Annotated in this window: 35 protein-coding genes; 9 read left to right on the forward strand and 26 right to left on the reverse strand. The window is 65.4% G+C overall.

Features of this window, described 5'->3' with window-relative positions; translation table 11 throughout:
* Nucleotides 1-63 precede the first annotated feature (63 nt).
* On the forward strand, nucleotides 64-207 hold the full coding sequence (locus tag HZS54_RS12710; protein WP_179922891.1) for a rubrerythrin-like domain-containing protein: 144 nt from the start codon (nucleotides 64-66) through the stop codon (nucleotides 205-207).
* 2 nt (nucleotides 208-209) lie between these two features.
* Nucleotides 210-1511, forward strand: coding sequence for a glutamate dehydrogenase GdhB (gene gdhB, locus HZS54_RS12715; RefSeq protein WP_179922892.1), 1302 nt, complete (start codon nucleotides 210-212; stop codon nucleotides 1509-1511).
* 75 nt (nucleotides 1512-1586) lie between these two features.
* Here gdhB and HZS54_RS12720 read toward each other — a convergent pair whose 3' ends face one another.
* Nucleotides 1587-1784, reverse strand: a complete 198-nt coding sequence (locus HZS54_RS12720) for a hypothetical protein (RefSeq protein WP_179922893.1) — start codon at nucleotides 1782-1784, stop codon at nucleotides 1587-1589.
* A gap of 238 nt (nucleotides 1785-2022) precedes the next feature.
* Nucleotides 2023-3486, reverse strand: a complete 1464-nt coding sequence (locus HZS54_RS12725) for an amidase (RefSeq protein WP_179922894.1) — start codon at nucleotides 3484-3486, stop codon at nucleotides 2023-2025.
* 72 nt (nucleotides 3487-3558) lie between these two features.
* Between HZS54_RS12725 and HZS54_RS12730 the strand changes: the two genes are divergently transcribed.
* A complete protein-coding gene (locus HZS54_RS12730) occupies nucleotides 3559-4869 on the forward strand; it encodes a site-specific integrase (protein ID WP_179917578.1) in 1311 nt (436 codons plus the stop codon).
* Here the strand turns inward: HZS54_RS12730 and HZS54_RS12735 are convergent.
* The 13 genes from HZS54_RS12735 to HZS54_RS26575 all read right to left on the reverse strand — a co-directional run bounded on the left by HZS54_RS12735 (nucleotide 4791) and on the right by HZS54_RS26575 (nucleotide 11542).
* Nucleotides 4791-4997 carry a hypothetical protein gene (locus HZS54_RS12735; protein ID WP_179917579.1) on the reverse strand — a complete coding sequence of 69 codons (207 nt, stop codon included), beginning with the start codon at nucleotides 4995-4997 and terminating at the stop codon, nucleotides 4791-4793. The genes HZS54_RS12730 and HZS54_RS12735 overlap by 79 nt on opposite strands.
* Entirely contained in the window at nucleotides 4994-5302 is a 309-nt protein-coding gene (locus HZS54_RS12740) for a hypothetical protein (RefSeq protein ID WP_179917580.1), read from the reverse strand. The genes HZS54_RS12735 and HZS54_RS12740 overlap by 4 nt, the downstream gene beginning before the upstream one ends.
* Nucleotides 5295-5513 (reverse strand): hypothetical protein, encoded by a 219-nt coding sequence (locus HZS54_RS12745; RefSeq protein ID WP_179917581.1) that lies wholly within the window; start codon nucleotides 5511-5513, stop codon nucleotides 5295-5297. The genes HZS54_RS12740 and HZS54_RS12745 overlap by 8 nt, the downstream gene beginning before the upstream one ends.
* A 62-nt stretch (nucleotides 5514-5575) precedes the next feature.
* Entirely contained in the window at nucleotides 5576-6052 is a 477-nt protein-coding gene (locus tag HZS54_RS12750; RefSeq protein WP_179917582.1) for a hypothetical protein, read from the reverse strand.
* Entirely contained in the window at nucleotides 6045-7412 is a 1368-nt protein-coding gene (locus tag HZS54_RS12755; protein WP_179917583.1) for a hypothetical protein, read from the reverse strand. Before HZS54_RS12755 ends, HZS54_RS12750 begins: the two co-directional genes overlap by 8 nt.
* The gene (locus HZS54_RS12760) at nucleotides 7412-8053 is read right to left on the reverse strand and encodes an HNH endonuclease (RefSeq protein WP_218927070.1); all 642 of its coding nucleotides are present in this window, start codon (nucleotides 8051-8053) and stop codon (nucleotides 7412-7414) included. Before HZS54_RS12760 ends, HZS54_RS12755 begins: the two co-directional genes overlap by 1 nt.
* Nucleotides 8046-8621 (reverse strand): hypothetical protein, encoded by a 576-nt coding sequence (locus HZS54_RS12765; protein WP_179917584.1) that lies wholly within the window; start codon nucleotides 8619-8621, stop codon nucleotides 8046-8048. Before HZS54_RS12765 ends, HZS54_RS12760 begins: the two co-directional genes overlap by 8 nt.
* Before the next feature lie 2 nt (nucleotides 8622-8623).
* Nucleotides 8624-8875 carry a hypothetical protein gene (locus tag HZS54_RS12770; RefSeq protein ID WP_179917585.1) on the reverse strand — a complete coding sequence of 84 codons (252 nt, stop codon included), beginning with the start codon at nucleotides 8873-8875 and terminating at the stop codon, nucleotides 8624-8626.
* On the reverse strand, nucleotides 8868-9659 hold the full coding sequence (locus HZS54_RS12775) for a zinc finger domain-containing protein (RefSeq protein ID WP_179917586.1): 792 nt from the start codon (nucleotides 9657-9659) through the stop codon (nucleotides 8868-8870). Before HZS54_RS12775 ends, HZS54_RS12770 begins: the two co-directional genes overlap by 8 nt.
* Nucleotides 9656-10111: a hypothetical protein gene (locus HZS54_RS12780; protein ID WP_179917587.1), complete on the reverse strand. Its 456-nt coding sequence runs from the start codon at nucleotides 10109-10111 to the stop codon at nucleotides 9656-9658. Before HZS54_RS12780 ends, HZS54_RS12775 begins: the two co-directional genes overlap by 4 nt.
* Nucleotides 10108-10635, reverse strand: a complete 528-nt coding sequence (locus tag HZS54_RS12785) for a hypothetical protein (protein WP_179917588.1) — start codon at nucleotides 10633-10635, stop codon at nucleotides 10108-10110. The genes HZS54_RS12780 and HZS54_RS12785 overlap by 4 nt, the downstream gene beginning before the upstream one ends.
* Nucleotides 10632-11036 carry a DUF7344 domain-containing protein gene (locus HZS54_RS12790; RefSeq protein WP_179917589.1) on the reverse strand — a complete coding sequence of 135 codons (405 nt, stop codon included), beginning with the start codon at nucleotides 11034-11036 and terminating at the stop codon, nucleotides 10632-10634. Before HZS54_RS12790 ends, HZS54_RS12785 begins: the two co-directional genes overlap by 4 nt.
* A complete protein-coding gene (locus HZS54_RS26575; RefSeq protein ID WP_179917590.1) occupies nucleotides 11036-11542 on the reverse strand; it encodes an ArsR/SmtB family transcription factor in 507 nt (168 codons plus the stop codon). Before HZS54_RS26575 ends, HZS54_RS12790 begins: the two co-directional genes overlap by 1 nt.
* Nucleotides 11543-11842: 300 nt before the next feature.
* Between HZS54_RS26575 and HZS54_RS12800 the strand changes: the two genes are divergently transcribed.
* Nucleotides 11843-12088: a PhiH1 repressor gene (locus tag HZS54_RS12800; protein WP_179923014.1), complete on the forward strand. Its 246-nt coding sequence runs from the start codon at nucleotides 11843-11845 to the stop codon at nucleotides 12086-12088.
* A gap of 5 nt (nucleotides 12089-12093) precedes the next feature.
* Here the strand turns inward: HZS54_RS12800 and HZS54_RS12805 are convergent, their stop codons facing one another.
* The 11 genes from HZS54_RS12805 to HZS54_RS12850 all read right to left on the reverse strand — a co-directional run bounded on the left by HZS54_RS12805 (nucleotide 12094) and on the right by HZS54_RS12850 (nucleotide 18106).
* Nucleotides 12094-12339, reverse strand: a complete 246-nt coding sequence (locus HZS54_RS12805; protein ID WP_179917591.1) for a hypothetical protein — start codon at nucleotides 12337-12339, stop codon at nucleotides 12094-12096.
* 632 nt (nucleotides 12340-12971) lie between these two features.
* Nucleotides 12972-13988, reverse strand: a complete 1017-nt coding sequence (locus tag HZS54_RS12810) for a Cdc6/Cdc18 family protein (protein WP_179917592.1) — start codon at nucleotides 13986-13988, stop codon at nucleotides 12972-12974.
* A 91-nt stretch (nucleotides 13989-14079) separates the two neighbouring features.
* Nucleotides 14080-14568, reverse strand: coding sequence for a YccF domain-containing protein (locus HZS54_RS12815; protein WP_179923015.1), 489 nt, complete (start codon nucleotides 14566-14568; stop codon nucleotides 14080-14082).
* Nucleotides 14569-14692: 124 nt separating this feature from the next.
* The gene (locus tag HZS54_RS12820; RefSeq protein WP_179923016.1) at nucleotides 14693-15700 is read right to left on the reverse strand and encodes a DUF4352 domain-containing protein; all 1008 of its coding nucleotides are present in this window, start codon (nucleotides 15698-15700) and stop codon (nucleotides 14693-14695) included.
* Nucleotides 15701-15744: 44 nt separating this feature from the next.
* Entirely contained in the window at nucleotides 15745-16215 is a 471-nt protein-coding gene (locus tag HZS54_RS12825) for a hypothetical protein (RefSeq protein ID WP_179917593.1), read from the reverse strand.
* The gene (locus tag HZS54_RS12830) at nucleotides 16212-16469 is read right to left on the reverse strand and encodes a hypothetical protein (RefSeq protein WP_179917594.1); all 258 of its coding nucleotides are present in this window, start codon (nucleotides 16467-16469) and stop codon (nucleotides 16212-16214) included. Before HZS54_RS12830 ends, HZS54_RS12825 begins: the two co-directional genes overlap by 4 nt.
* Nucleotides 16462-16773, reverse strand: a complete 312-nt coding sequence (locus tag HZS54_RS12835) for a hypothetical protein (protein ID WP_179917595.1) — start codon at nucleotides 16771-16773, stop codon at nucleotides 16462-16464. Before HZS54_RS12835 ends, HZS54_RS12830 begins: the two co-directional genes overlap by 8 nt.
* A complete protein-coding gene (locus tag HZS54_RS12840) occupies nucleotides 16766-17200 on the reverse strand; it encodes a hypothetical protein (RefSeq protein WP_179917596.1) in 435 nt (144 codons plus the stop codon). Before HZS54_RS12840 ends, HZS54_RS12835 begins: the two co-directional genes overlap by 8 nt.
* Nucleotides 17197-17331, reverse strand: a complete 135-nt coding sequence (locus HZS54_RS26475) for a hypothetical protein (protein WP_281377610.1) — start codon at nucleotides 17329-17331, stop codon at nucleotides 17197-17199. Before HZS54_RS26475 ends, HZS54_RS12840 begins: the two co-directional genes overlap by 4 nt.
* Nucleotides 17331-17600 carry a hypothetical protein gene (locus tag HZS54_RS12845; protein ID WP_179917597.1) on the reverse strand — a complete coding sequence of 90 codons (270 nt, stop codon included), beginning with the start codon at nucleotides 17598-17600 and terminating at the stop codon, nucleotides 17331-17333. The genes HZS54_RS26475 and HZS54_RS12845 overlap by 1 nt, the downstream gene beginning before the upstream one ends.
* Nucleotides 17600-18106 carry a hypothetical protein gene (locus HZS54_RS12850; RefSeq protein ID WP_179917598.1) on the reverse strand — a complete coding sequence of 169 codons (507 nt, stop codon included), beginning with the start codon at nucleotides 18104-18106 and terminating at the stop codon, nucleotides 17600-17602. The genes HZS54_RS12845 and HZS54_RS12850 overlap by 1 nt, the downstream gene beginning before the upstream one ends.
* Before the next feature lie 168 nt (nucleotides 18107-18274).
* Here HZS54_RS12850 and HZS54_RS12855 point away from each other — a divergent pair, with 168 nt between their 5' ends.
* Genes HZS54_RS12855 through HZS54_RS12875 form a run of 5 tightly spaced genes read left to right on the forward strand, consistent with a single transcriptional unit; the run spans nucleotide 18275 to nucleotide 20301 of the window.
* Complete coding sequence (locus HZS54_RS12855; protein WP_218927071.1) at nucleotides 18275-18520, forward strand: hypothetical protein; 246 nt, start codon at nucleotides 18275-18277, stop codon at nucleotides 18518-18520.
* Complete coding sequence (locus HZS54_RS12860; protein ID WP_179917599.1) at nucleotides 18510-18884, forward strand: hypothetical protein; 375 nt, start codon at nucleotides 18510-18512, stop codon at nucleotides 18882-18884. The genes HZS54_RS12855 and HZS54_RS12860 overlap by 11 nt, the downstream gene beginning before the upstream one ends.
* A complete protein-coding gene (locus HZS54_RS12865; protein WP_179917600.1) occupies nucleotides 18877-19515 on the forward strand; it encodes a J domain-containing protein in 639 nt (212 codons plus the stop codon). The genes HZS54_RS12860 and HZS54_RS12865 overlap by 8 nt, the downstream gene beginning before the upstream one ends.
* The gene (locus tag HZS54_RS12870; RefSeq protein ID WP_179917601.1) at nucleotides 19505-19792 is read left to right on the forward strand and encodes a hypothetical protein; all 288 of its coding nucleotides are present in this window, start codon (nucleotides 19505-19507) and stop codon (nucleotides 19790-19792) included. Before HZS54_RS12865 ends, HZS54_RS12870 begins: the two co-directional genes overlap by 11 nt.
* Nucleotides 19789-20301 (forward strand): hypothetical protein, encoded by a 513-nt coding sequence (locus HZS54_RS12875; RefSeq protein ID WP_179917602.1) that lies wholly within the window; start codon nucleotides 19789-19791, stop codon nucleotides 20299-20301. The genes HZS54_RS12870 and HZS54_RS12875 overlap by 4 nt, the downstream gene beginning before the upstream one ends.
* Nucleotides 20302-20369: the final 68 nt, after the last annotated feature.

Raw genomic sequence — 20369 nt, forward strand, 5'->3', positions numbered from 1 at the left:
AATATTCCCTTATACACATATTATACCTTTATCGAGTGCCCTGCCGGCACTCGTGACCTCACTATGAGAGATGTCGATCAAGAGCCGGATGAAGAAACTCCCTACGAGTGCTTCGAGTGTGGTAACATCATTATCGCAGAAAACAATCCAGATCGTTGTCCGAACTGTGGCGGACCGATGCGGAACCGGCGTATGCCGCTTGAATGACTATGGCGTCCGAATCCACTCCCAACCCCGACGAGATGGAAAATTCGACAGTCGAATCTACCGAACCGGAATCGGCGCTCGAAACGGCGCGCCGGCAGCTCCATCATGCTGCTAGCCATCTCGATATCGACCAGAACATCGTCGAACGGCTGAAATACCCAAAGAAGGTCCACGAAGTCACCGTTCCCATCGAACGCGATGACGGTACCGTTGAGGTCTTCACCGGGTACCGTGCCCAGCACGACAGCGTCAGAGGGCCATACAAGGGCGGGCTCCGGTATCACCCCGAGGTGACGCGGGACGAGTGTGTCGGACTCGGGATGTGGATGACGTGGAAGTGTGCCGTCATGGATCTCCCGTTCGGGGGAGCCAAGGGCGGCATCGCGGTCAACCCAAAGGAGTTGAGCTCGGGGGAAAAAGAGCGGCTCACCCGTCGGTTTGCCCAAGAAATTCGTGACGTCATCGGACCGAATCGCGATATTCTCGCACCCGATATGGGGACGGATCCACAGACGATGGCGTGGCTGATGGACGCCTACTCGATGCAGGAGGGCGAAACGACGCCGGGCGTCGTTACCGGGAAGCCACCAGTAATTGGCGGGAGTGAAGGTCGCGAGGAAGCGCCCGGACGGAGCGTCGCGATTATCACCAAGCAGGCCTGCGAATATTATGAGAGCGATCTCGCGGGAACGACGGTCGCAATCCAGGGGTACGGTAGTGTCGGTGCGAATGCGGCTCGCCTCCTTGATGAGTGGGGGGCAACGATCGTCGCAATCAGCGACGTGAACGGCGCAATGTACGACCCAGAGGGGATCGATACGGCCGCAGTTCCATCACACGACGAGGAGCCGGAAGCCGTCACGAAATACGCGGACGACGTTATCTCAAACGACGAGTTGCTCACGCTCGACGTCGACGTACTCATCCCTGCCGCTCTCGGCAACGTGATCACCGAAGCGAATGCAGATGCGATTGCCGCTGACCTCGTCGTCGAAGGCGCGAACGGGCCCACCACCTCGACGGCGAGTGCGATTCTCGCAGAGCGAGACATTGCAGTCATTCCCGACATTCTCGCCAACGCTGGCGGTGTCACGGTCAGCTACTTCGAGTGGCTCCAGGATATCAACCGCCGGTCGTGGTCGCTCGAACGGGTGAATGACGAGCTCGAAACCGAGATGCAGGCTGCCTGGGAAGCTGTTCGGACGGAATTCGAGCAGCGAGACGTCACCTGGCGTGATGCGGCCTACATCGTGGCACTCTCACGGATCGCTGAAGCCCACGAGGCGCGGGGGCTCTGGCCGTAGGCAGATGGACTACCGACCATTCAGACGGATCCGACAGCCAACCACCCCGTTTGAGAGAGGGTTTTTTCGACTGTATCAGCTTGTTACTCCTGGAGCCATCCTCAGTACTATCTGCTTTCTTGGATACGTCGTTATCGGCTTCAGTTTATCATTCGTTGGGGTGTATGAACCAGCGTACTCCGTGATGGGGTTTACTGACCCGTTCTTTACGAGTCTGTCATTTCTGACAGGGCTCTTCATCTGTGCGATGTCGGGCACGCTCGCGGTGCTCACGTTCCTGCTTGGCCCCAACGATACGAAGGCTAATTTCGTTGTTACCATGAGTTTGATCGCGTTTGGGTTTGGGGCTGCTACGATGCGAGTCACATTTGAGCCCGTTCGAGCCTGTCTCGTGGGGATAATAAGCAGCCTCCTGTAGGAAAAGCGATATCATTTTGTTGGATATGAAAGTCAGAGTGGTTACTATATTTAATCTCGAAAACTGCTCAAGTAGATCCCGACGCTGGGTCGGCTACCGCTGACTGATCAGTTCACCGACAGGATACTGATCCGTCCACGGCCGGACTCGTTCGAGCGCTGCAGCGACGCTCAAAATATCGGCCTCAGCGAATCGCTGACCAACGATCTGCAATCCGATAGGGAGACCGTCGTCGGTAAACCCAGCAGGAACTGACGCCACAGGGTGGCCAGTCATATTGAACACCCACGTCAACATCACGTCTGTCGGGACGCCCATCACCGACTGGCCGCCGATTTCGGTTGGATAGCCATCGGTGAGATGCTTGCTGTACGGTGGGACGGTAAGGGTGGGCGTCACGAGAACGTCGTAGCCGGTCAGCGCGTCCTGGATGCCATCGTACGCAGCAGTTCGGGGCACGTTCTGTAATCGGTCGTCGGCAGCGTCGGTCTCCGTTCCCAATGCAATCGTCGACCGAACCGTATCTTCGACGTCTGCCGTCTCGAAGTCGATGTCGTACTGGTCTGCGAGTTGTTGGGCGAATGCGCTGAAGAAGGCACCAACCTGCGTGACGTACGCCATCGATAGTTCTTCGTACGACGGGAGCGAAACGTCCACGGTATCGACTGTCGCACCGGCGGCCGCCAGATCAGCGACGGCGGTATCAACCGCCTCACGCACCGTCGATGCAACCGGCTGTAAATCCAGGTTCGGGCTGTACGCAACCGATAGCTCAGCAGTCGGCCGGTCGGTGGCCTCGACGTACTTCGTCTCTGGCCGGGGCACACTGAACGGGTCTCGTTCGTCCTGACCTGCAAGAACATCAAGCAGAAGGGCTGTGTCCTCAGCTGTTCGTGCCATCGGCCCACCCACGAAAAACGGAGAGTGGGTGCTGAATCCGTCGAATGGAACGCGTTCGGGAACGAGTCCGAATGTCGGTTTTAGCCCGATGACGTTACAGCAGGAGGCCGGAACCCGGAGCGAGCCACCGATGTCTGACCCGGTGGCGAGCGGTACTGCACCCGCTGCGAGCGCCGCTGCCGAACCACCGGACGAGCCGCCAGCAGACTGGTTATGGTCAAACGGGGTTGGGGTCGATCCAACGAGTCGGTTCTCCGTCTTGATGGTGTGGCCGAGCGCCGGCGTGTTGGTCGTGCCGACGATGACGGCACCGGCAGCCTCCAGTCGTTCGACCGTGATGGAATCCTCGTCGGCCATGTTATTCTCCAGCGGAGCGAGTCCCATCGTGTTCCGGACGCCCGCCTTCCGATTCCGGAGATCCTTGATTGCGACTGGCACCCCGTGGAGCGGGCCGAGATCTTCTCCACGCGCAGCTGCTGCATCAGCCTTGCGAGCGCTCTCGCGTGCCGATTCCTCGATAACCGTGACGAACGCGTTCAACTCGTCGATTGCTTCGATACGATCTAATATTGACTCGAGGAGAGTAAGCACGGACAGGCGTCCAGTACGAATCTCCGACGCGAGTTCGCGTGCCGATCGCTTCGTAAATTCGGCCATGATTGGTGGACGTGTAGAACCAGGGGTTTTTCGCACCATTGCTTTATGAAAGAGGACTCTCTTTGACCGCTCATGCCGACCGACGACTTCAGTGGGTTCCGCCGGCGCTACGACAACGCCCTCCAGCGCCTGTCCGAGGCGGACATCCACCCCGACGACCACGACGCCATCCGCTCGTGGCTCCGCGCCCGTGACGGCGACCTCGCCGTCTCCTCGCTCGGCCAGTACGCCAACCGGCTCCGTCGCCTCGCCGAGTGGTCCGACGTTCCGCTCGTCGAGCTCGACCTCGACGACGTCCAGGAGCTGTTCTTTCGCGTCCGTCGCGACGACTCCATCGGCCGCGGCGGCCAGCCCAGCGACGCCACCGTCTACAACTACCAGGCCGCGCTGTCGACCTGGGCGACCGACCGCGGCGAGGACTGGGTCAAGGACTTCGACCCCGACAAGCCCGACGACCAGGAACACACCGTCGACGAGGCGGACATGCTCTCGCAGGACGACGTCGGCGACCTCGTCGAGGCCGCGCGGCGGCCGCGCAACCAGGCGCTCGTCGAGTTCCTCGCCGACACCGGCGCCCGGCTCACCCTCGCCGGGTCGCTCCGGGTCAAGGACGTCGACCTCGAAGGCGAGCGGGCGACCTACACGCCGAACCGCAACGCGATCGGTCTGAAGGGCGCAACCATCCAGCCCTACCCCATCATCGACGCGAAGGCGTCGCTGCGGGTGTACCTGAACCACTCCCATCCCAGGCCCGACGAGCCCGAGGCGGCGCTGTTCCACACCTTCGACGAGTGCGGCCCCGTCGCCGAGGAGGACGGGGCGCTCTCGCCGTCGCGCTTCAAAAGCATCCTGACGACGCTCGCCGACCGCGCGGAGGTCGACAAACCTGTCAACCCCCACAACTTCAGGCACTCGGCGGTCACCCGGATGTGGCGCGAAGGGTACGATAAACAGGAGATCCAGCACCGCGTCCAGTGGTCGCTCGACACGGACATGTGGCAGCGGTACGTCCACGTCACGGCCGAGCAGATGAACGAGGAGATCTTCGCCGGCGCCGGGCTCGTCGACGACGACGAGAGCCTCTCGCGGGAACGGAAGCGCTGCGGGAACTGCCGTGAGCCCGTCTCCCCGTCCGCCCGCTGGTGTCCGAACTGCGGCGAGGCGGTCACGAAAGAGGCGCGCGAGCGCCAGCAGGCCGGTCGCCAGTCCATGATGTCGGGTATCGAAACCGTCCGCGCCGGCCAGCGTGTCTCCCTCCGCACGCAGGGCGTCGGCATCCTCGACGTGGACCCGAGCCGCCTGGGTCACGCCGAATCCCCTCCCTCGTCGGACCCGGTCGACTCGTCGTCATCGTCCTCGTCGATCGAGTCGAGGAACGACTGAAAGACCCAGGCGTCCGGGGCGTCGCTGTTGGCCTCGCGCTCGATGAGGTCGCGGTGGTCGCGGATCCACTGGTCGATATCCGTCTCGCCCGGCACGAACTCGCGGACTCTCTGTTCGGTCTGGCTCATGCAGTATCGGCCTCCTGTCGGCGTTCGCGAGCAGCGGCCTGCAGCGTCCCTCGGGCCCGCAGGTCAGCGTCCGGCGCCGTCACGGCCTCGAAGGCGTCGCGACGGCGCCACCGCTCGGCCAGCTCCTCGGAGATCAGCCCGACGCCCTCGCAGAGGGCGCACAGGTTGTCCCCGTGCATACAGTGTCCCTGCGCGTGACACAGATCGTCGATGCACTCGACGTGCTCTCCGTTACCCCCGCAGCGGATGCAGTCGAGCCACTCGACGTCGTAGTACGGCGCCGGGTCGACGATGGGCTCAATCATCGCCCATCACCGTCCGAACCGTCTCGCGAATCGGTCCATCCCCCTGGATGTCGGTCGTGCCCTCGGGCCACCGCCACACGAGCTCCTTCCCGCCGTCGGTCTCGATCACGATCATGAGTCCCTCGCTGGTGAGCTGGTCGTAGGCGTACAGCAGCGGGGAGAACCCCGGCCCCAAGTCGTGGCGGTACCGACCGACCTTCGCGTAGGCCATGACCAGCTTGTGTCGCCGGCGCCGGACTCTCCAGCTCCGGTAGGCGTCACGAAGACGGTCAATCATCGGTCATCACCCGCCTCGACGATTTTCGCTGCTGCCTCTGCAGAGTAATGGTCCGGAACACTCCCCTCGCGGAGGAACGTCTCGCAGCCGGTACAGCGGCCACTCTGGTGAACGCTGGCGACGAGCCGCTCGCACCGGTCACAGAACCGATACCCGGTGGGGTTCTCGTCGTTGCAGACGATTGCGTTCGGGTGCTCGCGGTGGCCCTTGCAGATGTGACGATACCCCATCGTTCCCAGGATGTCCGTGCGGATGTGCTGTTCATCCCCGGCGACCGGGACGTTACAGAAGACACACCGCGAACCGTCGAGTTCCTGGAGCGCCCGGATGTTACCCCCACAGTACGGGCACTCGGTGTCGTCGGCGAGCGCGACATCCTCGATGAACTCCCGGTCATCGCGAAGGTCGTGGGACCCGGTGACTTCGAGGTCGAAGCACCCCCGTGGACAGGAGAGGTCGACCGTCTCAGTCATCGCCCTGAACACCTCGCGAGTGCGTTTTCGGCCCGCTCGCGTCGATGACCCAGGCGTACCGGCTGATGTGGAACAGGACGGTCCGCAGCGGATCCTCCTCCATCCCGAGGTCCTCGGCGACGGCGCCGAGGTAGCAGTTCTTACCTCGCTCGTCGAGCGCGGCGTGGACGTCGTCGACGGTTACGTCGTCGGGGAGGCGCTTGGCGACCTCCGCGTCGGCGTCGATATCGTCGGTGTCGGGGCCGACCAGCTCCCGCTGCTCGGGCTCGTGGTCGAGAGCGACCGGCTCGTCGGGGTGGCCGTCGGCGGTGTTGTGGCCGTTGAGTCCGTCCTTGTCGAACGGACCCTCGCCGCAGACGCCGCACCACAGGCCGTCCTCGAGCTCGTCGACGGGATCGCCGACGCGATGGTCGTCGTCAGCTGGGACGAGGTCGCCCTCGGCAGGGTTGGCCGCGCTCGCGATGGGGTCGCCGGCGTGGCCCGCGCCGTCGTGGTGGTCCTCAACCTCGCCGGCGGTCGCGAAGCCGCCCTCGCCGCAGACGCCGCACCACAGCCCGTCCTCGTCGTCTTCGGTACCGTCCGAGTCCGGGTCCTCGTCGCCGGCGCCGTCGACGGGCTCCAGGCGGACGGAGTCGCCGTCGGGGATCGCCCGGATCCGGTCCTCCACGTCGACGCCGATCTCGCGCCGGCCGGGGTCACCCAACTGGACCTGGCTACGGCCGACGGCGTAGTCCGGCCCCTCCGCGTCGGTCCCGGGGACCAGGTCGGCGCCGTGGGGCCGGTCGACGACCGTCACGCGGTCCGTGTCGAAGTGGTCGGCGACGTCGCCGTTGAGCGTGATCCCGTAGGACTTGACCGTGACCCATCCGAGTTCGTTGGTCGCTCCGTCTCCGTCGTCGCCATCGGACCCCCCCGTTTCCGGTGCGGGTTCGTCGTTGGCATCGGCCTCGTCAGCGTTCTCCTCGCCGTCGTCGGGCTCGTCCGGCTCGTCGTCGACGAGGTCCTCGAACTCCGGGAGGACCTCCTCGTCGCGCCCGCCCGAGTCGGTGTCGGCGTCGCCGTCGTCGAGGTCGCTCGCGTCCTCGACGTTGCTGAGGAACTCCTCGCCGGGGTCGGTCTGGAGATCGTCGACGGACTCGGCCACGTCCTCGTCGGTCGCCGGCCCGTCGTCGGCCTCGGTTTCGTCGTCGGCGTCGGCGATATCGGCGCCGACCGGCGCGGTGATCGAGAGCCTCGCGCGGACGTGGTCGCCGTCGAGGGTCGTCACGACCTCGCGGGCGTCCTCCACGTCGACGCCGTGGTCCTCCAGAAGGGCGACCACGTCGGCGGCCGTCATCATGCCCTCGTCGAGCGAGGACATCAGGCGTCACCTCCCTGGCGTTCAGTATCCGTGCTCTCGTTACCGCTGGTTTCGCCACCGTCGGCCGCGAGATAATCGTCGAGCGTCAGCTCGTCGGCCGGCCGACGCTCGCCGCTGTTCTCCTCAGCGGTCTTCTCGCGGTGGCAGAACTTGCACAGCGTCTGAAGGTTGCTCTCGTCGAACGGGTGACCGCCCTCGGAGACAGGCGTGATGTGGTCGACGTGGAAGCCACCGTTCACCGACTCGACGCCGTAGATCTCGCGGAGGTTGTCCCGAGTCTCCGAGTAACCGTCGTACTCGTCCTGAGCGTCGTACGGGTTCTTTTCGTCGATCAGGTCCCGAGCCCGCCAGTAGGCTTCTCTCCACCGTTCTTTCGAGAGGCCGCACATCTGGCAGGTGTAGTCGTCTCGCTCCAGAATCTGCTCGCGGATCACGTCCCAGACGAACATCTTCTGAACCGCGCGGGCGATGCGCTTGCATCGCTTGGAACAGTAGTTCCAGCGGCCGTCGACGACCGGCTCCTTGCAGACACGGCAGCGGTCACGACGCTCCTGCGGGAACAGCGTGTCCATCGACTTCCGGAGGTTGCTCCGGTCGGTCATCTCCCAAACCTTCTCGGGGTCGACATCGTCCTCAGGCATCGCGACCACCCCGAACGTTCTCGTGAAATTTCTCCCAGTACTCGTCTTTCAGGTCCTCAGGGATCTCTTTGCCGTGCTCTTGGAAGACGCCGACATATCTGCCAACGTCGGCGTCCTCGGGGAGTTCGTACAGGTCGGCCGCGAACTCGGAGAGTTGGGCCGTGACGATCTCCCCATCGTCGTTCCGGCGGACGTTGAGGAAATCGATATCCGCGAGCCCCTCCAGAGACTCCCGAACCGGATGGTCCAACTCGTCGCCCAGCTCCTGCTCGACCTCCGAGACGGTGATCCACTTCCCTCGCTCATCGAAGAAGCCGAGCATCCCGTCGCACTCAGTATCGTCCTCGACAGTACCGCCGTCGGTGGCGACGCGCCGCCCGGGCGACAGCCCGAGATCCTCGGGCCCGTGCTCGGTACGCAGATGAGCCGCATACTTGTAGTAGTCCTCGCCCCGGGTCGCACCGCAGTGGGGGATCGGACACGCGACCATCTGGAGCCACTCGCCCTCGTGACCATCACTGTCCACGGTGACGAGGTAGTCCTCGCGTCGGTCGGTGGTGGACGCCATCGTCACCGCACCTCCGTCACGTCGAGGACGGCCACGTCGGTCACGATCGCCGCGTCGCTGCGGACGGCCGCGGCGGTCCCGGCGTCGGTCCGGCGGACTTCGACATCGTCCCGCGGGCACATGATGACCTCGTCGACGGCGTCGATGCACACCGGCCCGGCGTCGCCCGCGACCGGCCGCGTTGCCCCCTCGCTCTCGTCGAGGTAGCTGTCGATGGCCTCCTTGACGTGGTCGCGAACGTTCTCCTCAGACATCCGACTCACCTCCGTCGGCGTCGACCAGCTCCGCCAGCGGCCGGCAGTCGTGGTCGTCCAGGTCGGCAAGCTCGTCGAACACGCGCAGACAGATGTCGCATTTGTGCGGGGCCTCGTCGGTCGCGAACGCCCCGTCCTGGGGGCCCTGCGCGCCGGCGCCCGCTGCGGTCGGGCTGTGGCCGCCGTCGGTCGCGACCGGCGTGGCGCCGGCGGGGTTGTCCTCGCAGGGCGTGAACCACCTGAGCGTCTCGTAGGCGCGGCGCCGGCGCTGCGGATGCGGCGGGATGTTCGCCGAGTACATGTTCTCCTCGTCGCGACAGCGGTCGCCGACGCCGGCGTCGCACTCGGGACAGGCGACGCCGACCGCGGGCTCGCGCCCGTCGACGACGAGCTCGCAGTTGACGCACACGGTGATCGTCGCGTCGTCGTCGGTGATGCGGGCCCACTGGTGGGCGTCGTCGACGATCTCCGGGTCGCTCGTGCTCGCGTGGATGTTGCAGACGGGGTCGTCGTTGCTCAGGTAGGCGTTGTTCGAGCAGGGCTTGCCCGCCCCGGTGAGCGCGAGGCAGTCGGCGTCGACGGCGGCGCCGTGGACGACCGCATGGTACGACCACTTGATCGGCTTCGGGAGATCCTCGCCGCCGTCGGTCGCGACGGCGCGCTCGATGTCCACGTCGTGCATCTCCTTCTGCTCGTGGTCCTCGGCCCACTCGGCGACCTTCCCGAGGTCCGGGTCGGTGTAGGTGTCGTGGCAGTCGCCACAGGTGGCTCGGTGGACCGTCATCGGTCGCCCTCCGGCAGCAGGTCGGTCTCTGCGGGCGTCGCGACCATCGGGGCGTTCCCGAGGATGTCCGTCACCTGGCGCCGCGAGGAGTGCTCGACGAACGTCGGGTCCTTGCCCTGCTTCTTGTCGAGCTCGGAGTAGCCGGCGACCACGTACCGGTCGGCGTCGGAGTCCCAGCGGATGGCCGTCGCACCGATGTTGGTCCACGTCACGACGGCGAGCTCGCCGTCGGCGTGCTTGGCCGCGCGCAGGTAGTCGTTCGCGTCGGCGGTCCGCGGCGGTGCCTCGCCGTTGACCTCCGCGAGGACCCGCCGGACGGTCGGCCGCTCGTCGGGCTTGGCGTCTTCGAGGACGGCGATGGCGGCCTCGCTGGCGCGCTCGCCGATGGGCAGCGGCAGGCGGTCGAGATCCCAGTCGATGTCCTCCTGGACGCGGTCGGGGTTGACCGTCATCGGTCGCCCCCCTCGTCGCGTTCGGGAACCGGCATGATGACACCCCTCTCCGCGTCTTGGTTGAAGTTCGCAAGGTACCAGCGCTGAGTCTCAATCAGGTTGGTGAACGTGAGGTCACCAGGGCCCTGATAGGTAAATCGTAGACCTGGACCGCACGGCTCGATGGATTTGATGAACGACTGTTTCTCCATGCGATCCCGGACTTGTTCCCGCGAGGACGGCTCCGAAATGGTCTGTCCACTGTCGGTCATCGCGACCGGCCCGTCACCGTCGCGGTCCTGGATGACGTCGACGACGACCTCGGCGAACTCCTCGGGGAGGACCAGCCAGGACTGGGCACCGTCGTAGTCGACGACGACCTGGCGGATGGTCGCCCCGCTGCGCGAGATCCTGCGCTCGTGGACCTCGTAGGGACCCGCGGTCAGCTGGTAGTCGTACTCGTCTTCGAGGAGGACGCGCTCGATGGCGTCGGCCAGGGCGTCGAGATCGTGGGCGGGCTGTCCGTCGTCGGCGTCGGTCGTCATCGGTTGCCTCCCGTGACCTCGACGCCGGTCGCGAGCAGTTCCATCGCGGCCTCGGTCGCCGGCGTCGCATGGACCTCCTGGTCGTCGCCGATGTCGACGATGTCCAGCTGGTCGAGCTTTGGCACGTGCGTCTGGTACAGCGAGACGTACACGCGCTTGCGCTGCTGGTCGGTCAGGTTGGCGATCGTGCAGTCGTACTCCTCGCAAGCGACCGTCTCGGCCAGGTCAACCATGTCGACCGCGTCGAGCTGGTTAACCCAGCGGATAGCGAGCCGCCGGCGGTCGCTGCGGAGCGCCTCGAACAGGTCGCCGGGGGGCACGTCCGCCGTCACGGGGTCGGCCTCGGGCTCAGGGTCGTCGGTCTCGTCGGCGTCGGCACCGAACAGGTCGAGCCCGAACATCAGTCCCCACCCCGGTTGCGGTCGAGCTCGTCACCGTACTGGTCCAGCAGGTCTGCACCATCGTCGGCCAGCTCGTACAGGCGCCCTTTCTTGCGGTCGTCGGGGACGATGAGCTCGACGAGCTCGCGCTCGCGGAGTCGCTGAAGTGCCCGCGAGACGTGGGCCATGCCGACGCCCTGTTCCTCGGCGATCGTCGACGGCGTCGCGGCGCCGTCTTCGAGCGCGTCGAGGACGGCCATCCGGTATCGGGAGGAGATGCAGTAGCTCAGGTTGTCGACGGTGGTCTGCCCGCCGTCGGCAAGTATCTGGGGTGCGTCGGTGGCCGTCTGGCCGCTACCCTCATGAGGTTTGGCGGCCGACTGTGCTTCTGCAGGAGCCCCAACCCCTGCCGAAGTTTTCTGCGTGGCCTCCGTCGGCGAGTCCGAACTATCACGACCGTCTGCACGGTCGGCTAAACTGGGATCATGGGCCCTATTCTTAAGGGCCGTGTGCTCTTTCTGTCGCATGGGTCTTCGATACCTCGTAATGAGGTGACCGCTGACCCGCCCCGGCGTGTCTCCAGCACGTCGGACCTTCTGGCCCGAAAGGGCAGGTCAATCACTCTATTATCTCGCCCGTTATGTAAGTGTTACTGTGGATTCTACAGCCGTGGAAGTGAAGTAGCCCCCACCAACTGTAAAGTAGATTCCTACAACTGTGAATAGGGGTAAGATTACAAGTAACTGCACAGACAATGCCAAGACACCGATACGCCTATGAGTTACACAGTCGCACCGGCGGACGTGCCGAGACAGCGAGCGGAGTGGATGACCCAGGCCGACGAGGCCATCCTCGAAACGATGCGTGACGAGGGCAACATGACTCCGCAGGCGCTTGATGATACCTTCGACGTGACAGTCGCCAACTACGCCCGTGATCGGCTGTCGATGATGACGACGGCGGGGCTCGTCGAGAAGATCGGGCGTGGTTTGTACCGGCTTACCGACGAGGGCGAGGCGTTCCTCGACGAGGAACTTGACGCCAGCACGCTCCCCGACCCGACCGGTGACTGACATCGCTACGCCGGCCCTGCGGCTCGCTTGAGATTATCCTCCAGCCACTCCGGAACGTCCACATCACACAGCTCGCCGTCCCGCCAGCTGGTCACGACCTCGGGCTCGCCGCTGCGGCTCACTTCTAACCGCCAGCGCCGGCCATCGGGATGCTCCACGTCCAGTCGAGCCCCGCCGGCGCCGGCGTCGTCGAGCTTCTCGACTTCGACCTCGGTCCCGCTGTAGTCGTGCATGGTCATCGTGTCTGGCATACACACTTGCGTACGAAAGGGGGTTGAAAAGGTCTGATGGGGGTGGATCCGATGGATCCGATGCTGCCCCGTCCGGCTCACGTCTGACGATTCGGGCGGATCCGGAGCGGATGTTCCAAATCGGTTGATAGTTGTGCAAGTTGAACTGTTGCAAGAATCCAACTAATTTATGACGAGTGGCATATTACACCCAGATGGCCGCAGCCTACCAGAGCTGTGACCCTCGTGATCGACGTATGAAAGAAACGCACTCCCTGCAGGTCAGCGAGACGGCTGCTCTGCGATAGTGGTGCGTTCACGTCATCTTGAGTAGCCGGTTGACCCACCGGTAGCAAAGTCATCTTGGGTCGCCTTCACTTTCCGCGGATGAATGGAACCGGTGGAGAGCCACCGGTAGTTTTAGTCCCGGTTGAGCGACATCCCCAGCCCAAGGAGAATTAGTCCCTGGCCCAGTGGATGCCCCCCTAGGACTAAGACTGTGCCACAGGCGATGATAGTGGCAGAGTCGTTCGTCATCTTGAGTCGCCTTCACTTTCGGCTGCACGACTCGGCGGCCGCGAAGCGACCTCCGGAGATCTTCACGCCAACCAACCTGTTGGGATGGGAGGGCAAAAGCGTAGCGGACACCAGTGTTACTCGAACGCGACCGCGTCCCACGTCCGGGACTGGTTCTCTCCGGCCGACTCGACGTAGTTGTAGTGTTCCATCTTCGAGAGGTACGATCGGACGGTCCGCTTCGCGCGCGGCTCGTCGACGACGTCGGAGTACCGCTCGTACAACTCCCCAGGCGCCAGCGCCCCTTCGTCCCGCAGAATCTCGAATAGCACCTGCTGGTGGTCGTGCAGCTGGTCGAAGGCCTTGCGTTGGATGGCCTCCCGCGCCGCCGGTACGGCCTCGCGAATGTCCTCCTCGGTAATCACGAGCCGGCCCCGCTCGGGGTGGGCCTCCTCGGCGAGGTCGGCGGCCTCCCGGAGCGCCCGGATGCCCTTGCGCGCGTCGCCGTCGACGCGCTCGGCGACGTAGTCGAGTTGCCCGTCGCTGACGACCGACGCGTCCTGGAAGGCCGCCGCCGCGCGGGCCTGGAGGATGGCCGAGATCTCCGCCGCCGAGTAGGCGGGACACTCGATGTGGCGGCCGACCGCGAGTCGGCTTCGAAGCCGCTGATCCATCCCGTCGAAAAAGTCCGTCTCGGAGTTCCCGATGACGACGAGGTTCAACTCGCTCTCCCACAGATCGTAGACGACCCGCTTGTCGCGCAGCTGGTCGGCCTCGTCGAGGATGACCCACCGCTCGGTGTCGTCGAGGCGGTCGATGCGCTCCAGCAGCGCGGCGCGGCCCGTCGAGTGGCGATGGACGGTCCCTTCGTAGAGTTCGTCGGCGACGGCGTAGAGCACGTCGTGGCGCTCGTAGTCGCGCCAGCAGTTGACGTAGACCGACCGCGACCGGGAGTGCCCCGGCGGCGAGAGTTGGTCGGCGACCAGCTGGGCGCACATCGTCTTCCCGGTCCCGGGCGGTCCGAACAGGTACGCGAGACCGCTCGATCCGCGGTCGACGGCGCCGCGCAGCCGGCGGAGTTCGTGCTCGCGATGGACGACCAGCTCGTGCTTGGGCGTCTCGTCCTCGTCGAGGACCTCCGGCTGGACCAACATGCCCGTGATATGTCCGACGGTGGGTAATATAATCGACGGGGGCGGATCCGATGGATCCGGTGCACGCCTTATCCCGATCAGGGTGCCATCCTCACCTCAACTTGTACAGCGACGTGACGAACGGCAGTTTGTTGTACATCATGACGGCTACCGGGAGCCCGACGATCGTAAGCGACACCACCCAAGCGGCGGCCATCCAGAGCGCAGATGCCCACCAGCCGACGAGCACGAAGTAGACTGCGCGAACCGGAATCGAGTACTGGTCAGGCCCGGTCCGCTCGACGCTGGTCCCCTCGGCTGTGGTCGTGACGACCTGCGTGTCGGTCCGCTTTTTCAGCGAGATGACCATCGGCACCTTGTTGATCATCTTGAGCCCGAGCGGCAGCCCGATGATCGTCAGGTTGCACACCCAGGCGATCGTCAGCCAGATCCCCGACGCCCACCATCCGACACAGAAAAACCAGACTGCGCGGACGAGTAGGGAGTTCTGCTCGGTTGCGGTCTCGACGACGGTCGTACCACCGTCCGCCGCCTGGGCATCAGCTGCGGACTCGAACCGCGTTCCACAATCCGGACACATCTCGGCGCGGCGGCTCACTTCGTTCCCACAATCTGGGCAGTACATTGAGTCCATACTGCATCTTTTCGAATAGCGTCGCAAAAGCGTTCGCCCAATGTCGATACCGCTGTTCGCGAATGCTCAACTACCCACTTTCGAGGTCGACGGTGTGCGTGCTCGCCGACGAGAAGGTCCCTGCAGGCTCGACGTGCAGCTCGCGCCCAGTCTGGTCGGTCGGCACGTCGTAGATGAGGACGCCGTCCTTGCCGACACCGGGGTCGAGCTGCTCGAAGATGACGGGGTTCTCGACGACAGCCATCGCGTCCGTGTCGACATCGTACTCCCGGCCCTGACTATCGACCAACGTGTACAGATTCGACGAGACAGAGACTGATTCGTTGGCGACGTTGGTCATGCTCAGGTCGATGACGATGAACTCGCCGTCGGCCTCTTCGGAGATGTACTCGCCGCCGACGGACGACTGCACGGACAGGTCCGCCACGCGATACCGGATCGATTTCCCACCATCACCGACGACGAACTGCTCGGCCACCTGGTGGGACCGGTCCGGGACCGGCGTCGGCGACGGTTTCGGCGTCGCGGTGGGGGTTGGTTCCGGGGGCGCGGTGGGCGTCGCCGTCGCGGTTGGCGTCACCGTCGGCGTCGACGGTGCCGCCGGCGTCGAGGTCGATACCGGTTCTGGGGTGGGTGTGGGCGTCGCGGTTGCAGCTGGACTGCTCCCGTCTCCACCCCCGCCCCCGTCGTTCGTGGCGGGCGCGGTTGCGCCCAGCACTCCCATGCCGACGATCGCGGCGACGATCACGACCCCCGCCGCGGTGGCGCCCGTGACGGAGGTCCCCTGGACGGCGGCGAGTTTCGACCGTGTGGGTGGGAGCGCAAACGCGCCAGCGGCCAAGAGAATGAGCCCAGCCGCGGCGTTCATCGTCACCGCGCCGAGCCCGAGAAACAACAGGATCGCGCCGCCAAGATACGCGATGATGGCCCCGACGCTCCGCCCACCGCCATCGCTCGCCTCTGCACCGCTCGGGTCGTTGTCAGCACCGAGATGCGAGACATCCGTCCCACACTCGGGGCAGAATTTCACGTCTGCACCGATGTCTGCCCCACAGTTTGGGCAGTACTTGGTAGCCATGCGTCATGTATTCGAACAGGGGTGTAAAAGTGTTCGCCCCGGCGTCAGGATTCGGATCGCGGCGATGGCGGTTCGGCGGGGATATCGCTGTGGTCGGTCAACGGGTCCTCGGTCTCGTCGGCCATCGGACACGCCTGGTCGTGGACGACCTCGAAGGCGTCCTCGTCGAGGTTGCCGCACGGGCAGCGAAACGCCAGCACTTCTCCCTCGTGGAGGCCGCCGCGACCCTCGGTCTCGGCGTACTTGACGATCGTGATCGGGTGGGTGTCGTCGAACTCCGGCGTGGGGCGGCCCGGAACATCGGGGACCAGCTCGTCGTAGTGGTCGCGACCGTGCTCGCCGGCGAGGCTGCAGTCCTCGTCGTGCCAGATCTGGTCGAGCGTCTCGTCGGCTTGCATGCATTCGGGACACAGGTAGCCCGCGCACTCGCCGACGTGGTGGTTCGTATCCTGGGGGTCCGTGACGACGAGCCGCTGGATCTGCGTGCCGTCCAGATCCTCGCGGGTGACCCTCATCGGTCCACCTGCTCGGGCCCGGTGACGGTCTCGGCATCCGTCTCGTCGCCGACGATCTCGACATCGTCCACTGCCCGCTGACCGATCTCGACACCGATGTCAGTAACGGGCTCGCTGCCCTCGGCGCGCCAGTCACAGCCCGTCCACACCTCAGTGATGCGCGTGTAGCCTTCGGGCGACCGCGCCTCGTAGCGGACGCGCCGGGGCGGGCCTTGCGGTGGGTCGTACCGGAGCGTGATGCCCTCGTCAGTCATCGCTGTCCTCCTCGCTGTGGAGTCGCGCGGTCCGTCGTAGCCGCGACCGTGGGTAGGCGTAGGCCATCAGGTTCTCGACGTCGGCGGTCGTCCGCCCGGGGAAGACGGCCTCGACGACGTGGTCGTCGGCGGGGTACTCGGGGTTGACATCGGCGACGGTCTTCTCGTCGTCGACCGGGACCTCGTCGGCCCGTTCGGCCGGCGTGCCGACGACGAGCATGGTCGCTGCCTCGTCGGGGTCGTCCTCGCGGTCCTGAACGTGATCGCCGACGTGCAGTTGCGGGAGACCCTCGTCCTCAGGCATCGGCCTGCACCTCCTCCAGCACGCCGGCGCGCTCGGCGGCGGCCTCGTGCAGCTGTAGCCACTCCCGGGCCTCGTGGACCGCGTCGGCGATCTCCTCCTCGTCCCAGTGGTCGGTCCACTCTGGGGCTTCGGTGACGATCTCCGCGCAGGCCCGAGCGACCTGGACGTCGACGAGGTCGTCGATCCGGTCGTTCAGTTCCTCGGCGGCACCGAACGCAGCCGAGGCGACCTCGTCATCGCTGACGCTCTCGCCGCGGTCAGCCGAGAACTGGTAGCAGCTCTCGGCGAGCTCGACCAGCCGCGTGAGGTCGTCCTCGGTGGTATGGCTCCCCCGGACCTGTTCGCTGACGCGGTTGTGGAGGATCGTCGCGTCGAAGTTGTCCGCCCTGTTGCGGGCCAGCCCGCGAACGCGCTTGTCGGCGTTCATGCGACCCTCCCGTCGTCGGCACGAGAGCCGCCCTGCAGGTAGTCGAACGCGTCGACGCCGTCAGGGCCGTGGGACTGGACGACCAGCGCCCGCCAGATACGGCGCTCGTCAACATCAGACCACTTACTCATCAGTCTTCGACCTCCGCGCGAACTTCAGCAACCCGCTCATCCATCGCCGTTTCAAGTTCGTCACGACCACCACGGACGTGCCCCTCGACGAGCGTGGACAGGCCGTCGGCGAACGTGAGCTGCGTGTCGAGTTCCTTGCGGCAGTGAGCAAGCGTTCCGAAGGTCTCGTCGGCGACGAGCGTCTGGTGGAAGTCGAACTCCTCGTCATAGTCTGCGTACTCGTCGACGAACTCCCGGGCGGCCTCGCGCATCTGGAACTGTTGGACCATCACTCGCCCCCCAGGTCGACCCGGTCCTCGTCGGGATGGACGGCGATGGACGCCGCGAAGTTGCTCGGCTCGCCGTTGTAGACGGCCGACGGCAGCGCGACCACGTCGTCGAAGCCGTCGAAGTCGAGCGAGAGCACGGGGTAGTCGACGCGATCGTCGTCGCCCTCGGCGTCGGAACTCCAGACGGAGACGGTGTCGGCGTCGGTGCGGCCGACCGAGAGGCCGACCGTCCGCTCGACGCGCTCGTCGGTCTCTGGGTTGCGGTAGAGGACGTGCATGAGCGTGAGTTCGTCGACGCGCGCCTCGGTCGCGGACTCGCGCTCGGTTTCGACGTTGTGCTCGACGCAGGTGACCTCGGCGTAGAACCGATCGTACTCGTCGGGGACGCGCTCGTGGCCGCCGCGGACGGCCCACTCGGCCGGGATGACGTGATACTCTCGCTGCGGGTTCGGTGCTTCGGTACTGTCTTGTGCGTCCGGTTCGGACGCGGAAACGCTTCGGGACATAGTTGATCGCTACCTCGAAGCGGGTCGGCGGTGTTGGCGCACCGTCGGCCAGATTTTGCCCGGCCGATCCCCGCTTCACACCTACAGGTACAGCACCCACCACCATATACCTTGGGGTCTATGGTATTGGGCATAAGGCATAAGTCACGCACACACGTGGCTTATGGTGTGAGCGCGACAACCAGCGGTATGGCCTTAGACGCCGATGACCTGTCGCCGGCTCAAGACGCGGCGCTGAAGATGCTCCGCGAGGGTCGGGTGACGGCGCCGTTCGTCGCCGACGAGACGGGGTATAGCCTCCAGTACGTCCGCGAGCAGCTGACCGACCTGGTCAAGCACGGGCACGTCGAGAAGATCCACGACGGACTGTACGAGCTCGTCGAGGAGCCCACGGGGGGTGACGATGACGAGTGACGACCGCATCCCTGACGAGGACGAGCTGCCGTTCCCGGACGTGGACGCCGACGAGGTCCGGGACGGGATCCGCGCCGACCGCGCGGCCGCCGGCGAAAAGCTCGCCCGCGGCATCGCGCTCAACGCTCGCCTCCCACAGGACCGGGAGGCTCGGCTGAAGGCCCACTCGACGGCCCCGATCGTCTACGAGATGGTCCGTCAGTACGCTCGTGAGAACGGTGTGGCCGTGAAAGACGTGCTCGAAGGGTCGGTCGGGTCGATCACAGTCGCGGCGCCGAAGTTGGGGTACACGACGGTAGCCGAAGCGGAGCAGGCACAGCAGCAGCTGAACGCGGCGTTGGATGGGGTGGTGGACAATGTCTGAACAGATGTCCCGCATCGACTGGCCCGCCGGCTACGACCGAACGGATCCTGAGGACCGCGAGCCGTACGACGGCGACCTCTCGCCGACCCGCAAGGAGTCCTTCAAGAGCATCGTCGACGAACTCGAACGTTGGGGTGCGACCAGCATCGACATCGAGACAGCGAGCGACCACTACGTCGACCGGCCGAATATCCCCCACCAGCACGACAAACCCGACGACGTGGGCGTCGTCGTCCGCTTCCGTCACGAAGACGAGGCCGCCGACGAGCCACTGGCGTACGCGTGCGACCACTGGGAGACCCAGCGTGAGAACGCCCGCGCGATCGCGCTGTACGTCCGGCGGATGCGACTCGCCGAGAAGTGCCAGATCGCGACCGGCCAGTCGACCGCCGCGACGGCGCGGCTCCCCGGCGGCGACGAGGACGACGATGTGATCGTCGCCGGCACGTCCGAGCCCGAGCTGGACGTCGAGCGCGCCGCGGAGTTGCTCGGCGTCGCCCCGGACGCCCCGGACCGCGTCGTCGAGACGGCCTTTCAGGAGGCGATCAAGGACGGCCACCCCGACCAGGGCGGCGATGCCTCTATGTCGCGGCTGAAAGAAGCGCGCGAGGTGCTGACCGATGCCGGGTAACGACTTGGACAGGCCCATCCTGAACGACGGCGACAGAGAAGTGCTCGACAGATACAACTCCCACGCGGAGATCGACGACCGCGAGGAACTCGCGGAGTACATGCGGGCCCTCGCCCGCATGACCATCGCTGTGAGTCGCGAAGACAGCTACCACATGGGCGACGTGCAACGGTTCGTGGGTGTGGCGAACGATCTGGAGGCGGGCGACTACGCCGTCGACGAGATACAGAACTGGCTCGAAGATGCCTCTATCGGCGACGGAGTTGAAGCCCCATGACTGACCACGAACTTGACATCGACCCCAACTCGCAAGCCCTGCAGTACCGCATCGTCGAACACGGCGGGCACTGGTTCCTCCGCCGCCAGCACCCCGAGTTCCCGCGGACCCCCGACGAGTCCGTCGCGGTCGCCGAAGCCCGACGGATCCTCCCCACGACCTCCGAGGGCGTGTTCGTCGTCCCCGGGCGCACTCGCGAGCAACTGGACGCCGAGCCCGGCGATGTCGTGTCGATCGTCGCCGTCGCGGCCGCCCGCGCCGGCGTGCTGCTCGACGGCTTCACCGACGCACTCGAACCGTTCATGCGCACGGTCTCGGAAGCGGCGGAGGCCATCGCCGATGGGTTCGCGACGGCACTCCAGCAGGCACTCACTCGCCAGGAGAGTGCTGCAGCTGGCGACCGTGATGACCGACTGCCCGAGTCCATCCGCGAAGCACGGGCCCGTCGCGACCAACAGCGCGAGCGCGAGCGGGATGCTGCGGGCAGCTGGCACCCGCCCGACGAGTAGCGACGCTCTGTTTCGTCACACCGTCCACTGCAGGTGCTCTGCAGGTACGGCCACACGAAAGTGATGAG

It is taken from the genome of Halosimplex pelagicum (assembly GCF_013415905.1).
GTDB classification, from domain to species: Archaea; Halobacteriota; Halobacteria; order Halobacteriales; family Haloarculaceae; genus Halosimplex; species Halosimplex pelagicum.

Excerpts from the sequence above, each read along its gene's own strand:
- HZS54_RS12710 (WP_179922891.1), top strand. The coding sequence starts at position 64 with ATGAGAGATGTCGATCAAGAGCCGGATGAAGAAACTCCCTACGAGTGC.
- gdhB (WP_179922892.1), top strand. The coding sequence starts at position 210 with ATGGCGTCCGAATCCACTCCCAACCCCGACGAGATGGAAAATTCGACA.
- HZS54_RS12725 (WP_179922894.1), bottom strand. The coding sequence starts at position 3,486 with ATGGCCGAATTTACGAAGCGATCGGCACGCGAACTCGCGTCGGAGATT.
- HZS54_RS12730 (WP_179917578.1), top strand. The coding sequence starts at position 3,559 with ATGCCGACCGACGACTTCAGTGGGTTCCGCCGGCGCTACGACAACGCC.
- HZS54_RS12735 (WP_179917579.1), bottom strand. The coding sequence starts at position 4,997 with ATGAGCCAGACCGAACAGAGAGTCCGCGAGTTCGTGCCGGGCGAGACG.
- HZS54_RS12740 (WP_179917580.1), bottom strand. The coding sequence starts at position 5,302 with ATGATTGAGCCCATCGTCGACCCGGCGCCGTACTACGACGTCGAGTGG.
- HZS54_RS12745 (WP_179917581.1), bottom strand. The coding sequence starts at position 5,513 with ATGGCCTACGCGAAGGTCGGTCGGTACCGCCACGACTTGGGGCCGGGG.
- HZS54_RS12750 (WP_179917582.1), bottom strand. The coding sequence starts at position 6,052 with ATGACTGAGACGGTCGACCTCTCCTGTCCACGGGGGTGCTTCGACCTC.
- HZS54_RS12755 (WP_179917583.1), bottom strand. The coding sequence starts at position 7,412 with ATGTCCTCGCTCGACGAGGGCATGATGACGGCCGCCGACGTGGTCGCC.
- HZS54_RS12760 (WP_218927070.1), bottom strand. The coding sequence starts at position 8,053 with ATGCCTGAGGACGATGTCGACCCCGAGAAGGTTTGGGAGATGACCGAC.
- HZS54_RS12765 (WP_179917584.1), bottom strand. The coding sequence starts at position 8,621 with ATGGCGTCCACCACCGACCGACGCGAGGACTACCTCGTCACCGTGGAC.
- HZS54_RS12770 (WP_179917585.1), bottom strand. The coding sequence starts at position 8,875 with ATGTCTGAGGAGAACGTTCGCGACCACGTCAAGGAGGCCATCGACAGC.
- HZS54_RS12775 (WP_179917586.1), bottom strand. The coding sequence starts at position 9,659 with ATGACGGTCCACCGAGCCACCTGTGGCGACTGCCACGACACCTACACC.
- HZS54_RS12780 (WP_179917587.1), bottom strand. The coding sequence starts at position 10,111 with ATGACGGTCAACCCCGACCGCGTCCAGGAGGACATCGACTGGGATCTC.
- HZS54_RS12785 (WP_179917588.1), bottom strand. The coding sequence starts at position 10,635 with ATGACGACCGACGCCGACGACGGACAGCCCGCCCACGATCTCGACGCC.
- HZS54_RS12790 (WP_179917589.1), bottom strand. The coding sequence starts at position 11,036 with ATGTTCGGGCTCGACCTGTTCGGTGCCGACGCCGACGAGACCGACGAC.
- HZS54_RS26575 (WP_179917590.1), bottom strand. The coding sequence starts at position 11,542 with ATGCGACAGAAAGAGCACACGGCCCTTAAGAATAGGGCCCATGATCCC.
- HZS54_RS12800 (WP_179923014.1), top strand. The coding sequence starts at position 11,843 with ATGACCCAGGCCGACGAGGCCATCCTCGAAACGATGCGTGACGAGGGC.
- HZS54_RS12805 (WP_179917591.1), bottom strand. The coding sequence starts at position 12,339 with ATGCCAGACACGATGACCATGCACGACTACAGCGGGACCGAGGTCGAA.
- HZS54_RS12810 (WP_179917592.1), bottom strand. The coding sequence starts at position 13,988 with ATGTTGGTCCAGCCGGAGGTCCTCGACGAGGACGAGACGCCCAAGCAC.
- HZS54_RS12815 (WP_179923015.1), bottom strand. The coding sequence starts at position 14,568 with ATGTGTCCGGATTGTGGAACGCGGTTCGAGTCCGCAGCTGATGCCCAG.
- HZS54_RS12820 (WP_179923016.1), bottom strand. The coding sequence starts at position 15,700 with ATGGCTACCAAGTACTGCCCAAACTGTGGGGCAGACATCGGTGCAGAC.
- HZS54_RS12825 (WP_179917593.1), bottom strand. The coding sequence starts at position 16,215 with ATGAGGGTCACCCGCGAGGATCTGGACGGCACGCAGATCCAGCGGCTC.
- HZS54_RS12830 (WP_179917594.1), bottom strand. The coding sequence starts at position 16,469 with ATGACTGACGAGGGCATCACGCTCCGGTACGACCCACCGCAAGGCCCG.
- HZS54_RS12835 (WP_179917595.1), bottom strand. The coding sequence starts at position 16,773 with ATGCCTGAGGACGAGGGTCTCCCGCAACTGCACGTCGGCGATCACGTT.
- HZS54_RS12840 (WP_179917596.1), bottom strand. The coding sequence starts at position 17,200 with ATGAACGCCGACAAGCGCGTTCGCGGGCTGGCCCGCAACAGGGCGGAC.
- HZS54_RS26475 (WP_281377610.1), bottom strand. The coding sequence starts at position 17,331 with ATGAGTAAGTGGTCTGATGTTGACGAGCGCCGTATCTGGCGGGCGCTG.
- HZS54_RS12845 (WP_179917597.1), bottom strand. The coding sequence starts at position 17,600 with ATGGTCCAACAGTTCCAGATGCGCGAGGCCGCCCGGGAGTTCGTCGAC.
- HZS54_RS12850 (WP_179917598.1), bottom strand. The coding sequence starts at position 18,106 with ATGTCCCGAAGCGTTTCCGCGTCCGAACCGGACGCACAAGACAGTACC.
- HZS54_RS12860 (WP_179917599.1), top strand. The coding sequence starts at position 18,510 with ATGACGAGTGACGACCGCATCCCTGACGAGGACGAGCTGCCGTTCCCG.
- HZS54_RS12865 (WP_179917600.1), top strand. The coding sequence starts at position 18,877 with ATGTCTGAACAGATGTCCCGCATCGACTGGCCCGCCGGCTACGACCGA.
- HZS54_RS12870 (WP_179917601.1), top strand. The coding sequence starts at position 19,505 with ATGCCGGGTAACGACTTGGACAGGCCCATCCTGAACGACGGCGACAGA.
- HZS54_RS12875 (WP_179917602.1), top strand. The coding sequence starts at position 19,789 with ATGACTGACCACGAACTTGACATCGACCCCAACTCGCAAGCCCTGCAG.